The 15,314-nt window shown below is 57.2% G+C and carries 16 protein-coding genes and 1 riboswitch; of the genes, 8 read left to right on the top strand and 8 right to left on the bottom strand.

Annotation, left to right across the window (positions count from 1 at the left end; genetic code table 11):
* Positions 1–78: 78 nt before the first annotated feature.
* The 8 genes from HY868_04290 to HY868_04255 all read right to left on the bottom strand — a co-directional run bounded on the left by HY868_04290 (position 79) and on the right by HY868_04255 (position 8,010).
* On the bottom strand, positions 79–420 hold the full coding sequence (locus HY868_04290; protein ID MBI5301335.1) for a cupin domain-containing protein: 342 nt from the start codon (positions 418–420) through the stop codon (positions 79–81).
* Positions 421–462: 42 nt separating this feature from the next.
* Entirely contained in the window at positions 463–1,239 is a 777-nt protein-coding gene (locus HY868_04285; GenBank protein ID MBI5301334.1) for an ABC transporter ATP-binding protein, read from the bottom strand.
* A gap of 50 nt (positions 1,240–1,289) precedes the next feature.
* Entirely contained in the window at positions 1,290–2,480 is a 1,191-nt protein-coding gene (locus HY868_04280) for an ABC transporter substrate-binding protein (protein ID MBI5301333.1), read from the bottom strand.
* 139 nt (positions 2,481–2,619) lie between these two features.
* Positions 2,620–3,444, bottom strand: coding sequence for an ABC transporter permease (locus tag HY868_04275; protein MBI5301332.1), 825 nt, complete (start codon positions 3,442–3,444; stop codon positions 2,620–2,622).
* A 30-nt stretch (positions 3,445–3,474) separates the two neighbouring features.
* Positions 3,475–4,158, bottom strand: a complete 684-nt coding sequence (locus HY868_04270) for a GntR family transcriptional regulator (GenBank protein ID MBI5301331.1) — start codon at positions 4,156–4,158, stop codon at positions 3,475–3,477.
* Between the two features lie 203 nt (positions 4,159–4,361).
* On the bottom strand, positions 4,362–5,468 hold the full coding sequence (locus tag HY868_04265; GenBank protein ID MBI5301330.1) for a hypothetical protein: 1,107 nt from the start codon (positions 5,466–5,468) through the stop codon (positions 4,362–4,364).
* Positions 5,469–5,543: 75 nt separating this feature from the next.
* Entirely contained in the window at positions 5,544–6,548 is a 1,005-nt protein-coding gene (locus HY868_04260) for an MtaA/CmuA family methyltransferase (protein ID MBI5301329.1), read from the bottom strand.
* A 73-nt stretch (positions 6,549–6,621) separates the two neighbouring features.
* Positions 6,622–8,010, bottom strand: coding sequence for a hypothetical protein (locus HY868_04255; GenBank protein MBI5301328.1), 1,389 nt, complete (start codon positions 8,008–8,010; stop codon positions 6,622–6,624).
* 351 nt (positions 8,011–8,361) lie between these two features.
* Between HY868_04255 and HY868_04250 the strand changes: the two genes are divergently transcribed.
* From HY868_04250 to HY868_04215, 8 genes are all read left to right on the top strand, one after another.
* A complete protein-coding gene (locus HY868_04250; GenBank protein ID MBI5301327.1) occupies positions 8,362–8,940 on the top strand; it encodes a hypothetical protein in 579 nt (192 codons plus the stop codon).
* 29 nt (positions 8,941–8,969) lie between these two features.
* Complete coding sequence (locus HY868_04245; GenBank protein ID MBI5301326.1) at positions 8,970–9,746, top strand: electron transfer flavoprotein subunit beta/FixA family protein; 777 nt, start codon at positions 8,970–8,972, stop codon at positions 9,744–9,746.
* Between the two features lies 1 nt (position 9,747).
* Entirely contained in the window at positions 9,748–10,734 is a 987-nt protein-coding gene (locus HY868_04240; protein ID MBI5301325.1) for an electron transfer flavoprotein subunit alpha/FixB family protein, read from the top strand.
* A 106-nt stretch (positions 10,735–10,840) separates the two neighbouring features.
* Positions 10,841–10,929, top strand: a riboswitch (cyclic di-GMP riboswitch).
* Between the two features lie 109 nt (positions 10,930–11,038).
* Entirely contained in the window at positions 11,039–12,118 is a 1,080-nt protein-coding gene (locus HY868_04235) for a hypothetical protein (GenBank protein ID MBI5301324.1), read from the top strand.
* A 37-nt stretch (positions 12,119–12,155) separates the two neighbouring features.
* Positions 12,156–12,590 carry a nitroreductase family deazaflavin-dependent oxidoreductase gene (locus HY868_04230; protein ID MBI5301323.1) on the top strand — a complete coding sequence of 145 codons (435 nt, stop codon included), beginning with the start codon at positions 12,156–12,158 and terminating at the stop codon, positions 12,588–12,590.
* A gap of 48 nt (positions 12,591–12,638) precedes the next feature.
* Positions 12,639–13,574 (top strand): diacylglycerol kinase family lipid kinase, encoded by a 936-nt coding sequence (locus HY868_04225; protein MBI5301322.1) that lies wholly within the window; start codon positions 12,639–12,641, stop codon positions 13,572–13,574.
* Between the two features lie 57 nt (positions 13,575–13,631).
* Entirely contained in the window at positions 13,632–14,165 is a 534-nt protein-coding gene (locus tag HY868_04220) for a flavin reductase (GenBank protein MBI5301321.1), read from the top strand.
* Between the two features lie 32 nt (positions 14,166–14,197).
* Positions 14,198–15,130, top strand: coding sequence for a hypothetical protein (locus HY868_04215; GenBank protein MBI5301320.1), 933 nt, complete (start codon positions 14,198–14,200; stop codon positions 15,128–15,130).
* Positions 15,131–15,314 lie beyond the last annotated feature (184 nt).

The following is a 15,314-nucleotide window of genomic DNA, read 5'->3' as shown; positions in this document are numbered from 1 at the left end:
GAAACAAACAGAAGCGCACCCGCGCGCAAGTCCCGCGCCGAGCCACGCCCCGGCGACGCTTTTCCAATCACGCGACATCTAATCGAACCACTCGTCGCTGGGATCGAACGCGGGGATCGGAATGATCGCGATGCGAAGTTTGCCGAGCGCGCGATGGCGACACCCAGGTTTGATCATCACCGCGCTCATCGGTTTGACCGGCACACGCGCGCCGTCCAACTCCAACGCGCCTTCGCCTTCGAGAATCAAATAAATCTCGGTCAGCGTTTTGTGATAGTGCACCTGCGCGTCCGATTCGACATCGAGCAGATGAACCGTCGCGGTCGGATTGTCCGGCGACACGAACGCGCGGCGCGTGAATCCACAGGGACAGCGTTGTTGATTGATCTCATTGAGTTGAGCGAACAAATAGCTAGCCATCAGTACCATCACATGTAATTTGCAATTCGATTTCGCATTCCGTCAATCCATCGCCAACACCCCGGCGGACTTGAACAAATCGCGAATGTGCCCGGCGTAATCGTTGAACTTGGGCGGTAGTTTGTCGAGACGACGCGGACGCGGCAAATCAATGTCAATGATCTCGACGATGCGTCCTGGGCGCGGACTCATCACGACCACGCGATCCGCGAGCAGAACCGCTTCGGGAATCGAGTGCGTGATGTGCAGCGCCGTCTTGCGCTTGTCCATCCACAAGCGTTGAATGTCCATCGAAATTTGCTCGCGCGTCAACGCGTCGAGCGCGCCAAATGGTTCGTCCAGTAAGAGCAAGGGTGGATCGTGAACGAGCGCGCGGCAAATGGAAACACGCTGACGCATGCCGCCAGATAATTCGAACGGTTTTTTCTTTTCGAACCCATCCAAACCCACTTTTTTCAGGAGGTCCATCGCGACCGCAGTGTTTTGCGCGCGATCCATTTTGCGAATGTCAATCTGAATCATCACATTCGAAAACACATCGCGCCAATCGAGCATGATCGCGTCTTGAAACACGATGCCGACATCGGTCTGCGGCTTGTCCACGCGCTTGCCATCAATCGTGATTGCGCCGGACGTGTACGGCACAAGCCCGGCAAGCATTTTGAGAATCGTCGTTTTGCCGCATCCGCTCGGTCCCACCACCGCGACAAACTCGGACTTGCTAATGTCAAGATTGACATCTACGACGGCGTGCACATCACCGTCTTTAGTTTTGTAAATCTTGTTGAGGTTCTGAAGACGAATGAAAGGTTCAGCCATAATTGCCTTTACGTAGGGGCGGGGTTCCCCCGCCCCTACACGTTCGGATTTTACTTCTTCAGCATGTACGGCGCTTCGGACAGGAACGAGTTGTCAAAGAACACTTTGACATCGGACTTGGGGTCTTTCATCTCCGCAAACTTGGCGAGCAAGTCTTGCGAATCTTTCCAGTCCGCTTCGTCGGAATAACCCAGCGCTTTGCCCTTGGTGCGCGGCGATTGCAGGATCGTCATCGTGCCGTCAATTTCCAACTTGGCGATTTCTTCGGTGAACGCCGGCGCGTACTTGATAAAGATCTTCGCCGCTTCCGCGCGATTTTCCGAGGTGTATTGCCAACCGCGTTGCGTCGCGCGCAAGAATCGTTTCAACACATCCTGGTTCTTGGCGTCCTTGATCCATTCATTGTTGACGACGATGGCGCTGGAAAGCGTGCTCGTGCCATTGATGTCGTACAAGCGCGTCCAACCCATCTTGACGCCGGTCTGCAACTGCATGCGCGGACCTTGGTCCATAAAGTAACCGAGCAGAGCATCCGCTTGCTTGTTCAGCACGGCTTGTTCTTTGGCTTGAGGATTTGCAGTCATGACAAATTGGACATCGTCCAACTTCAAGCCTTCTTTACCCAGGAACGCGGTGAAGATGGCGAGACTCGCATCGCCTTGCGTGATGGCAATGCGCGAACCTTTGATTTCCGAAACCTTGGTCGGTTTGGCGGCATCGGCGCGATAGATGAATGCCATCGGCGATTGTTGCAACATTACGGCGACCGCTTTGATCGGCATACCGCCGACGACGCGCTGGATCATCGTCGCCGAATCAATGTACGCGACCGGGCTTTGGTTGTTGGCAACGAGACCGGCAACCACACCCGATCCGCCGCCTTCTTGAATGTCAACGTCCAGTCCTTCTTCCGCGTAGAATCCTTTTTCACGCGCAACAAAGAACCCGGCATGTTCGCCGTACAGTGTCCAATTCAAACGGAAGGGGAACTTGGTCAAAACAACGGGTGCGGCGGTGGGGGCGGTAGTTGGCTTGGGTGCTTCAGTTGGCTTGGGCGCATCCGTTGGCTTGGGCGCGGCAGTCGGTTGCGCGGGGGCAGCGGTGGGCTGGGCAGCAGCTTTGGTCGGTTCCGGCGCTTTGGTCGGGGGAACCGGCGTCGCCGTCGGCGCAGGCGCACATGCCACCACTACGGTCAGCGCGACGAGCGCGACCAACAACGAGACGATCAACGTCTTTTTCATTTTGGTTCTTCTCCTCTTTGAGTAATTTTGAACTTGCAATCCTCTTACCATGCAAGACGATTGCTACGATGGTCAATTGAACGAATCGGCAACAGTTTGATCGGCTGAACGATTGGTGTGCTACCCACCTCCCTTTTGCCTACATTGTTGGCGCTTCTTCTTTGGTGCGTTGTGTGACGTGCCATGGGATCAATAGCGTTTCGAGAAATTCGATAATGTAGAAGAAAATCAAACCGATAATCGTGAGAACGACAATTGTCGCGAACATCAACGCGGTCTGCATATTCGAGTTGGTGACGAGCAAGAGATAACCCAGCCCCTTGTCCGCGCCGACAAACTCGCCGACGACTGCGCCCGCGACGGCGAGCGTCGCCGCGACTTTGAGACCGCTGAACAGGTACGGCAAACTGGTCGGCAAGCGAAACTCGCGAAAGATTTGCATCGTGCTCGCGCCCATCGAGCGCGCGAGGTCAATCATGTCGGGTGTAATCGAACGCAAACCGACTGCCGTGTCAATCACAATGGGGAAAAACGAAATCAGAAACGCAACCAGAATTTTGGGCGTAATGCCAACGCCGAACCAAACGATGAACAAGGGCGCAACCGCAATCTTGGGCACAACTTGGAAAAAGAGCATCGTCGGCGTTACGAATTCGTCAAAGCGGCGCGACGAGGTCATTGCGATGGCAAGCGGTACGCCAACAATCACGGCGAGAAAATACCCGGCGAGCATTTCATAGACCGTGATCCAGCTATGCGTGCTGAGTTTGGACCACTCTTTGATGCCCTCTTCCAGAATCCGCGTGGGCGTGGGCAAAAAGTACGCCGGCACATTGAACAACATCACACCAAATTGCCAGATGAGCAAAAAGAGCAATGTGCCCGCTAATGGAGTCAACCATTGGAGCATCATGTTCATCCAGTTACGCTTGCGGGGTTGAGCCGTTGCAGTTAGAGTTGCCATTTGGATTATCCTTTCTCAATACATGTTGCGTTACCGTTCTTCGGTCGGAATATTCGCCGTGGCTTGATGCGCGTACTGCCGCAAGCGTTGGCTGTGCCGCGCGACAATCTTGGTTAATCCTTCAACATCATGCCGCGCGAGGAGGTCCACCATTTTGCGATGCTCGGCTTGCGCTTGCGGCAGTTGCGCGATGATCGGCGGCAAGTACCAGCGACGGAGTCGCGTCCACGTATCGAGAATGCGTCTCGAGAATTCGATGAGCAGTTTCATGCGCGAGATGCCGGCGACAGTGCGGTGAAATTCAATGTTCAACTCCGCCCAGCGTTCGAGATCTTTCGTCTCGAGCGTTTTGCCGAGGTCTTCGACAATCTGACGTAGACGCGCAACGTCCTCGTCGGTCGCTTTATGCGCGGCAACTTCGAACGCAAGGATTTCGAGTTTTTCGAGGAGCAAGGACACCGGTTCAAAATCGTCGGGCGACAGGTCGGAGACGACCGCGCCGGTATGCGGCGTAATTTCGACGAGACCATCGGATTGCAATCGTTGCAGTGCGGTTCGAATCGGAATGGGGCTGATACCAAGTTTTGTGGAGAGGTTATCCACGACGAGTTTTTCACCGGGCTTGAGCTCGCAATGCAAAATCGCCCGACGCAAAATCTCGTAGGCGTACTCTTCTTTCGTGCGGTACCTGGGGAGTTCGAGTGAGGTTAGCATTTGTCCGTCTGATTGCTTCGTTGAAATTCAGACCACTGACACAGATATATCATATATCCTATATCATATTAACAGCCACACGAAAGAAAATCAATATCTTTTGGTCAAAATTGGGTACGAAAAAATAGGGGCGAGGCATTCGCAATCAACCACTCATTGCAAAATGCTCGCCCAATGCAAAACCGCCCTAGTATTCAACGCGATTAGGCGAATGCCTCGCCCCTACCGGGTGGAACAATCCCCAACCCCGCGCCAGTCGGCACGCGAATTTGATTGCGTTCCGCGCGCCAGCGCGCATCGGTCGTACCCCGCCCCGCGAGGTACTCGGGTCCGTTCAACGCGAGCGGTGTCGTCACGTTCGCCCACGCGAACAAATGCAACGACGCCGCGAGCGATAAATCCGGATCGCACAAGCCGGACGCGAAAATCAACAGTCCGTTTTCTTGAAGCAGATTGACAACGCGCGACGCGTTCCACAATCCGCCGCACCGCGCGACCTTCATCGCGATACCGTCCATCATACCAAGCGCGATGAACTCGGCGGTCTCGTCCGGCGCGATGATGCCTTCGTCCATCAGAATCGGTAACGCGCCTTGCTTCCGCAATCGCTGATAATCGCGAAACCGCGTCGCCGGCAACGGTGATTCGAGCGCGCGCAAACCGGCGTCCGCGAGTTTAGGCGCGAGGGCGAGCGCGGTGTCGAGATCGTAATGCGTGTTCGCATCTGCCCAGTGAAAACCGTTCGGCGCGACCGCGCACACCTGGCGAACGATTTCGAGATCGTACTCGGGCGATTGCGGCGCGCCGAGTTTGACGTTGAAACTATCGTAACCCAGTGCGCGACCTTGTTCGAGTTGCTGTTCGATGCCTGCGATGGTTGGAGATTGAATCGTCCAACTCAACTTCATCTGCGCTTGCTTCGCACCGCCGAGCAGATCGGACGCACTGCGATTCGTCTGCTTGCCCCACAAATCGTAGCACGCGAGATCAATCGCGGCTTTGCACAACGGTTGCCCGACCGAGAAAGCGGACGTGATTGTGCGATTCATCCGCGCGTGAATGTCAGCGAGGTCGGCTGGGTCGGCACCCAGGATTGCGGGCGCGAGATAATTTCGCAGCGTCGTCTCGACCGTCTCCGGCGTTTCGTACGTCCACGATTCGACTGGGACGGACTGCCCCCAGCCCTGCACGCCGTTCTCGTCCATCAACCGCACGAGCACCGAGGGACGAGAAGGCGTCTTGAAGAATTTGAACTCGCCAACCAGTGCGTAATCAAAACGCGCGACATCCACGCGCACAATTTTACCCACACGTACACTCCAAAAACAAACCACGGATTTCACAGAAAAAACAATCTGTGAAATTCGTGAACTCTGTGGTTATTTTCATTTCGCCCAATCGTCCGCCGCGCGCACCATCGCCGCGATATTTTCGAACGTCGTGTGCGGCGGCATCGAGCAACCGGGCGCGAGAATGTCCACACCATTTTCGAGACACTGCATTGACATTTGGTACACATCGTCTGGCGTACCATCGAGAAATGTTTTGACGGTCGGCACATAACCGATGAGCGCCATCTTGCCGTGCATGTGCTCGCGCGCCTTGGCAATGTCCACACCTTCGTCAAAGTTGTATGCGGTTGCGCCGGTCTGCGCGATGAACGGCAAGTGGCGCGTGGACTTGCCGCAAATGTGCAAGAGGTTTGGCGCGGGTATGCTGGGACACAATTTCTGATGGTACGGCATGATGAATTCTGCGTACACCTGCGGCGACACGAGATCGCCGGAGCAACTCGCCTCACCAATCGTGATCGTGTCCGCGCCGGCTTCGACCTGCATCCGCGCGTATTGCATCGCGAGGTCGTTCAGCTTCGCCATCGCTTGATGCACGAACTCTGGATTCTCGACGAGCCAGATAAAAAAGTTGCCAAAGCCAAACAACTTGCCCGCCATCGAAAATGGTCCAACGATGGACGTGACAATCGCGACCTCGTTGTCGTACCGCTTGCGAAGTTGGCTAATCGCGTCGAGTACGACCGGCACACGCCCGCGCTTCATCCAATCGTCCGGGATGACGAGTTGATCGGGATGATCGTACATGTTCGTCGCCTCCATCGGCAAAATATCCACGCTCCCGTAATCAATCGGCGCGCCGATGGCTTCGATTTCGACGTTCATATCGAATGGCAGTTTGATGCACTCGATCCGCGATTGTTCCCACACCGTCGCCGCGAGCGTCGCGAGTTGGTTCGCATCGCTATGCGCCTGGGGCCAATGGATGCCGACCTTGTCCATCATCCCGACCGTCACTGCCGTAACCACACTCGCAACCGGCGGACGATCAACGGGCAGGCGATTCATCGCGTTGAGAAAGCGTTGTTTAGTATTCATCGTGACTCCTGAAGGATGAACGCTTCGCGTGAGGGATGAAGGATGAAAAAATTCATTCTTCATCCCTCCGCCTTCATCCTTTTGAAAAAATGTCTCGTTTGATTTCGTTGACTCGATAGCCCAATCCCGTCCCGCGCAACGAACCAGTGTGCGCGACGCCATAATGCAGGTTCACGATTTCCGAGTGCACAGTGGCTTCGGGGCGCGACGTGTCCGGATAGTACTGGCGCGAGTTCGCCTCAACGCCCATCAATGGCGAGAGCCGCGCGCCGAGTCCAACCGAATGAAGCAGAGACAAACCTGGGTTTGTCAAGTCCTGGACCGTGTACGGAATATTCGCGACCGAACAGCGCGCGGCGGTGAGCAGAGCCATCGAGTGGCATTTGCACGTTTTGAGCGCGACACCCGACCACCCAAGTTGCAATGCCATGTCCATCTCCGCAAAACCGGTCAGACTCTCGTCCAAGATGACTGGCTTGAGCGCGGCAATCGCGCGCATGTCGAACCGATGCGCGGTCAAATCGCGTTCGGTCGGTTGTTCGACGTAGAGGAGCGCGGCGTACGCGCGCGGTTCTTGTTCGCGCAAATGATGCAGATACTCGACAATGTACGCGGGCGATTCGCACTGCTCGTTCGTGTCCGCCGACAAGTGCAATTCCCTTTGATCTCGTCGCATCAAAATTTCGCTCGCGATGCGATACACCTCAATCGTTCGCGCCACATCCCACGCGAGATCCGTCCCGCGCAATTTCACTTTGAGGCAGTAAACGCCATCTTGCTCGATCCACGCGTCGAGCGAATTCGGGCGACCATCGCGCGGCGCGCTTTCGCTCACCTCGCTCGCGCGCAGTTTGTCGAGTCCGCCGACGAGATGAAAGACCGGGACCGTCGGCGAAAATTCATCGCGCACAAATTCGCTCAGGTAGCGTCCCCGAAATGCGTCACCCAGGAATGCGCTGAGATCGTGCGCGACAAAATCGCGTCCGTACCCCTCATAACTCGAAATGCCGTTCACATTGCCGAACGCGTCGTGAAGCGCGGCGTCCACCGGCGACGCGCAGACGAGCGCGCCGAGAAACGGCATCGTTTCCGGCAATTGCATCTCGGCACAGACGCGCGCGTTGATCGTTTGCAATTCCGGCTCGATGCTCCAAAAAATATCAAGCGGGTGCGCGAACTCTTTGTATTCGGCAAAGCGTTCGCAAATTTCTTGCGTCACGCGACGCATCACGTGATCGCGCGTTTCGTGCGGAATACGCGGCGTCGGGAACGCCCAAAAATCGGAAAGAAAAATTGCGCCCCAACCGTCCGCGACTTGACCGCGCCGGTTCTCGACGCGCACGCGGACGTGGCAGAACGTGACCACGTCCATCACCGACGCCCCGAACTTTAATGGCTCGCGGGCTTTTTCGTTTGCAAAGTACGGTTCGATCTCCAGAATGCGAACATCCGAATTGAACATGCTTCCTCACTACAATATCTTCGCCGAATACGGATTTGTTTGGCAATTTGGAAAATTGCCCCACGATTTCGCGCGCGTATTTTGATTGGCGAAGGTATCATCACTACGCAACAGGTTTGGTTCGATTTTACTCGGTCGGCGCGATTGCGGCAAATCCGCCGTGCTCGCGTGTGTTTGGCGTCCAGCGTCGAATGATTTGACACAATCCGCAAAAGACGTAGAATGAAATCCAACATCCCCCGCACTCGTGATTTGTTTCCATCATCGTTAACGCGCACGATGCCGCGCGGTGGATTGCGTGAAATCAACACTGGATCATTCGACCAGCATGACCAGAGGATAGAATTTCGTATGAGCCGTGACTTTATTCTCGTTTTGGGCGGCGGAGTTGTGTCGCTCATCACCACCTTCATCGTACTCTTTATCATGGATTGGGTTTATCGTCGCGACGCGCGTCGAACAGCGACCGCGTCAACCGAGGTTGCCGCGCCCCAGCCCGTCGAACTCGTAACGCCAAAGACCGAACCGGCAGCAGTTCAGCCGATCAAAGCGGCGACGCCCAAGACTGAAACGACAACAGTCCAACCGATCAAACCCGAGACGCCACTCAAAATCGAAACGGCGCATCCTCAGCCGGTCAAGCCCGCGACACCTCTCAAAGCCGAGAAGGCGTCTTCAAAAATCGTCCCGCCGCCACCGCGCGCGACAGAACGTGCGCCCAAACCCCGAACCGAGGCAGTTCCAAGCAATACCACTTTCGCGTCTCCTGCGCCGACACCGAGCGAACCATCGCCGGCAAAGCAAGTCGACGCGCCGCCCGCAAAACCACCTACTGACCCTGCACCCGTTCAAGCAAGTGAGGTTGCTCCGCTCGCACTTCCGAACGAACCTCCGCCGCCGGAAACGATGGCGAAACCTAGCCCACGCTAACTGTACATTGCGCGTAAGGAGAATGGCTGATGAACATTGTGGTTCTGATCAAGCGCGTCCCCGACACAGAAACGCGCATCCAAATCAAAGACGGTAAAATCGCGACGGATGGCATTGCATGGATCATCAGTCCGTACGACGAGTACGCCGTCGAAGAAGCCCTGCGATTGATCGAAAAGCACACCGGTAAAGTGACGTTGCTTTGCCTGGGACCGGAAGAAGCGAAAGAGACGATTCGCAAAGGTCTCGCGCTCGGCGCGGACGACGCGGTGCATCTCAACGATCCCGCGTTCCTCAACGGCGATGCGACGACCACCGCGGTCGTGCTTGCCGCCGCGTTGAAAAAGATGCAGTACGATCTGGTACTTGCCGGCAAGCAAGCGGTGGACGAAGACAACGCCCAGGTCGCGTTGCGCGTCGCCGAACTCCTCGATCTGCCCCACGTCAACTCGGTGATCAAACTCGATTTGAGCGACGACAAGAAATCGGCGCGCTGTCTGCGCGAAGTGGACGGCGATCGCGATGTCGCCGAGACGAGTTTGCCCGCGCTCATCACCGCGCAACAAGGATTGAACGAGCCGCGTTATCCTTCGCTCAAAGGCATTATGGGCGCGAAGAAAAAACCGATCGCCGATTGGAAAGCGGCGAACCTGGGGATTGACCCAGGGTCGTTGAACGCCAAGGTCGAGATCGTGCGCGTGGACCCGCCGCCCGCGCGCCCGCCCGGCAAAAAGATTGCCGGCGACGCCGCGACCGCGGCGAAGGAATTGGCGCGTCTCTTGCGCGAAGAAGCGAAGGTGATTTGAAATGGCAAACCAGATTCTAATCGTTCCCGAAGAGCGCGAAGGCGCGCTCCGCAAAGTCTCGTTTGAATTGATCACCGTCGCGAACGAACTCGCGCACGCGTTAGGCGGCGCGGTGGACGCGGCAATCATCGGCAGCAACGTCGCTGCGAACGCGCAGGCGCTCGCGACGACCGGTATCGCGCACGTGTACGCGGTGGATGATTCGGCGCTCGCGCTGTTTGCGCCGGAAACGTACACGACCGCGCTGACCGAAATCATTCGCAAAATCGCCCCCAGCATCGTGTTGTTTGGCGCAACCGGCTTTGGCAAAGAGCTGGGTTCACGTGTTGCCGCGCGACTGGGTTGGGGTCTCGTCACGGATTGCGTCGGCGTCAAAATCGAGAACGGCGCGCTGATGATGACGCGTCCGATTTACGCGGGCAAGGCGATGGCAACCGTGAAAGCCAAGGCATTGCCAGTCATGTTGAGCGTTCGACCGAATATCTTTCCACCCGCGCCAGCGTCAACGAATGCGTCTACCGCGCCGATCGAAAATGTCGCGGTGAGTTTGCCCGCGCCGCGCGCACGCGTCGTCGAAAAGGTCATGAAGGAATCGGTCGCGGTTGACCTCGCAGAAGCCAAGGTCGTCGTGTCCGGTGGACGCGGCGTCAAGAACACTGAGGGCTTTGAAATCGTCAAGCAACTCGCGAACACGTTGGGCGCGGCGGTTGGCGCGTCGCGCGCGGCGGTGGACGCGGGCTGGATTGATTACAGCACCCAGGTCGGTCAGACCGGCAAGACGGTCGCGCCGCAGTTGTACATCGCCGCCGGAATTTCCGGCGCGATTCAGCACCTGGCTGGCATGTCGTCCTCCAAAGTAATCGTCGCGATCAACAAAGATCCGGATGCGCCCATTTTCCAGGTTGCCGATTATGGAATCGTCGGCGATTTGTTCCAGGTGCTTCCGGTTTTGAACGAGGAATTGAAAAAAGTCTTGGCAGAAAAATAATCTAGATGAACCAAGCCCGTCTCAGTTATGCTGGGACGGGCTTGCTTGTCGAAACCCGCCACAAGGGCTATTGCAGGTACGCACAGGTTCGATAAAATAATCTGTAGACCGACAAAGGCAAACCCGTCGAAAGGCAGGGACGCAAAGCTACGGACCCTCCACTCGCATCGCGAGCCGGGTCGCCGGGCTACCGAAGTGGCAAGACGCCTGACCGCGCCAGACATGGCTTGGCACAGCGTCCTCTACACATATTTTTAGAATTGCCTGTCCCCTGTCGGTGGACAGGTTTTTTATGTGAGGACTCGTGCGTAAATTCGTCATCGCGCTCTGCATGATCGCACTACTCGCGCTGGTGTCGTGCACCGAAGCAACCCCGCGCCCGGTCACGCGCGTCCCCGCGCCGACAGTTTCGCTCGTGCCGGTCGCGCCAACCTTGCCGTTGCCTTCGCCCTCGCCCACACATCGCCCGATCGTGCCAGGATTTCCTTTCGTCGCCGCGATGCCCGTGCCGATGGATCGCGCGAACGCCGCGAACATCGGCGGGATACGTCTCCAATTTAGCGCGCTCAAGGCATTGGGCTTTAACGCGGTCGCACAATCGTTCGCGCCGACGACGAACGCGTACGACTGGCTCGCGTATCTCCAAGCGGCGGAACAGGATAATCTCGCGGTGATCGCCACGTTCAACAATGCGCCTCCTGTGTGGAAAGAGTCGCGCTTTGACCTGGGCATCAACGAAGCGTTTCTCCGTGCGGCGCAAACGCAACCTTCGCTGTACGCGTTCGCGATTATAGACGATCCATACAATCCAAAATTCAATGGCGTCATTTCAACCGAACGTTTGCGCGCGTTGTATCGCCAGGTCAAAGACCTCGCGCCAAATGTGCGCGTGATGGTCACGTTCAACAAATCGCTCGCTCGAGCCGAAACGGAAAACAATCCCAACTTTACTTTCAAAAGTGGTCAGTGCGATATTTGCGTCATCAGCGCTAGCGAGTTTCGCAATACTGGCGATGGCAACCGTTTCCGCCGCGATGATTTGCTCGCCCAACAACGGAGCGCGCGCGCCGTCATCAAGCGCGAAGACCCCAGAGCGCAGCTCTGGACAAACGCGCAAGTATTCGGCGCGACCACGCGCATTCCCACAGATGAAAACTCGTGGTACTATATGCCCAAGCCCGATGAATTACAGCAAATGGCGGACCTCCTTTGGTCGTCCGATTTGCAAGCGCGCGGTAAATTGGATGGCATACTCTGGATCGAATGGGCATGGGACTGGCACACGCGCCCGGTCGTCCAAGCAACCCTCGGCGGCGCGGAGTTTGGCGCGCAACGCGAGTGGGTTAAAAGTTTTGCAAAACGGCTAGGTCTGAGCGTTCCCTGAAAGCGCAGTTGACCAGATTCAATCGCGAAGGAACTCTATGTCAAACTGGTTTATGCAATTCTTCAACGCGATCAACCGCTCCCTCTTGCAGTCGTCTCTGCACGGCATCCTCAGCCGCGATACGATGCTCGTCGAATTCGCCGGCAAAAAATCGGGCAAGACATTCAGCACGCCGGTCAATTACGTGCGCGATGACAACACACTCGTGTTCACTAGCCGCACCGCGCGGTCGTGGTGGAAAAATCTACGCGGCGGCGCGCCGGTGCGCGTGTGGGTCAAAGGCAAGCCAATGACCGGGCACGCCCAGGTATTCGAAGATAATGTGTCCGTCATCGCCGGTTTGTGCGTGCTCGTCGAACATTCGCCGATGTTTCGCCGCGCGTTCCGGCTCGCGGTCGGTCAAGCGCCCGACGCGAATTCGCTCGCGCCATTCGCGCAGAATCGCGTGATCGTACGCATTCAGTTGGAATAACGCGCAACGCGTGCCCGACAACGGGGTTGTAACTGAATAGGAGAAATCATGGACAAGACTTGTATCATCCTCAATCCCCATTCCGCCAACGACAAAGGCGCGCGGGTCTGGCTCTCTATCGAAGCCGCGTTACGCGCGGGCGGCATGGCGTTCGATCTTGCGCGCACGACCGGTCCGTTGCAAGCGATTCAGTTCGCGCACGACGCGAAACGCGACGGCTACGTCAACGTTATCGCGGTCGGCGGCGACGGCACGACGAACGAGGTCGTCAACGGCTTGATGCGCGCCGCGGGCGACGGCACCGCCGGCACGCTCGGCATTATTCCCATCGGGTCGGGCAACGATTTTGCGAAAATGTTTCCCGCGCCGCGCACTCCCAGTTCGCCGCAACCGAATTGGCAGACCGCCGTGCAGAATCTGCTCAACAGCGCGCCGCGTCTCGTGGACGTATGCCAGGTCACGGCATCGCGCGGCACCGAATCGGCGAGTCGCTATTTTCTCAACGCACTCGACACGGGCTTTGCCGCGCAAGCCAACAAACACGCGCACTCCTTTCCCCAGCTTACCAGCACCGCGATGTACCTCGCCGCGATTTTCAAGACGCTGATCAAATTCGCGATTGACGATCTGAAACTGACACTCGACGACCGAACGATCAACCAGACGAGCACGCTCATCACGGTCGGCAATGGTCGTTGCATCGGCGGCGGATTTTGGATGTCGCCGAACGCGCAACCCGACGATGGTCTATTCGACGTAACGGTCGCGGACGGGCTGGGACGCGCGGGGATTCTCTCGCTCATTCCCAAAGTGATGAAGGGCACCCACATCACCGACCCGCGCGTCAAGGTGGCGCGCTCGGCGCGCGTCATCGTCGAAAGCGCCAAGCCATTCGAGTTCGAGACCGACGGCGAGATTTGGTTCGATGCAGTAGATCGCTTGGATATTCACATCTTGCCCAAACGTCTGCGCGTGATCGGGTAACAAGTTTTGTGATTTCTTTATGCGCTCGGCGCGTGAATCTGCTACAATGCGCTCACGATGATTCAACTACAAACTTTTCTAGCGCGCGCCGACGCGCCGATAGACGCGACCCAGTTTCGTAAAGTGATGCGCCGCTTGCCGACCGGCGTGACCATCCTCACCGCGCGCGACGGCGCGCAGATTCACGGCATGACCGCGAACTCGTTCACGTCCGTATCGCTCGATCCGCTGTTAGTGCTCGTCTGCATCAAACGTCACAACACGACGTACGATTTCGTCGCGCGCACCGGCGGTTTCGCCATCAACATCCTAAGTCAGGCGCAGGAACATCTCGCGAAACGCTTTGCGAAACAAGCGCCGCAACCGCCCGACCCGTTCTTCGATATTCCGTATCACGCGGCGACGACTGGCGCGCCGATTTTCGATGAGAGCGTCGCATACCTAGATTGTCGCGTCGTGGCGACGCACGACGCCGGCGACCACACAATTTTCATTGGCGAGGTCGTCGCGCTCGGCTTTGGGAACGCGCGCGACGCAAGTCCGCTCGTGTGGATAGACGGTCATTACTACGCGCTCGACCACACGCCGTAAACCTGGCTCGACTCTTCTATCAAACCGACCAATTGACGAACCGACTCTTGTTCCTCTTTTTCGATGGCTGGGGATTGGGCGCGGATGATCCGGCGACCAATCCTTTTTTGACTGCGCCCATGCCCACGCTGCGCGGCTTGTTCGACGGCGCGATGCCGACAAACACGAACGGGCACTATCGTTCCACGCGCGCCACGCTCGTGCCGACGGATGCGACGCTCGGCGTGCCTGGGTTGCCGCAGAGCGGTACCGGGCAAACGACGATTTTCTCCGGCGTCAACGCCGCGCACGCAAATGGCGCGCATTCTGGTCCGTACCCCAACGACACGCTCCGCGCGATTCTCACCGAACACAACATTTTTCGGAGCATCATCGCGTCCGGCGCGAGCGCGGCATTTGCGAACGCGTATCCACCCTTCTTCTTCGACCGACTCAAACGCAACAAAGCGCGCCGCTCGGCGACCGCCTACGCGGTGGGCGCGGCGGGTGTGCGCTATCGCGACATTGACGATTTGCGCGATGGACGCGCGGTCAGCGGATTCGTCACGAATAAACTCTGGATCGAACATGGCGCGGATGTTCCGCTCATCACCGCGCGCGATGCCGGGCACATTCTCGCGCGCATTGCGCGCGAACACGCGTTTACCGTGTTCGAATATTTTTTGACGGACGCGGCAGGGCACAAACACAACGCGGAGTACACGCTACGCGTGTTGGACGAAGTGGATGAACTGGTCGCGGGAGTGCTCGCGGAAACGAATCTCGCCGATACGCTCGTCATCGCCACGAGCGATCATGGTAACGTCGAAGATACGTCTGCTAAAGGTCACACGCTCAATCCGGTGCCGACGATCCTGGTTGGCGCGGGGCGCGAAAAAATCGCGGGGCGAATTCGATCATTGACCGACCTTGCTCCCGCGATGGAAGAGTACCTCCAAGCTAACCTTGGCGCGATTCAATCGTGAATCACGCGCGCATCTCATCAAAATAACCCTCGTAACGAACGTTGCCACGCAAACATCGGATACTGGCTTGAGCGATAACTTGGCTCAACACCTGTAACCCCGCCTCGACAACCGCGCGTTTGGCATGCAAACCCGTCGCTGTCCTTTGCGCTCTTTGCATTCTTGGCAGTAAAATAATTCCAAC

This window comes from Chloroflexota bacterium, from assembly GCA_016219275.1.
Lineage (GTDB): Bacteria > Chloroflexota > Anaerolineae > UBA4142 > UBA4142 > JACRBM01.
The sequence above is the reverse complement of the archived record's forward strand: the minus strand, read 5'-3'. Positions and strand labels throughout refer to the sequence as shown.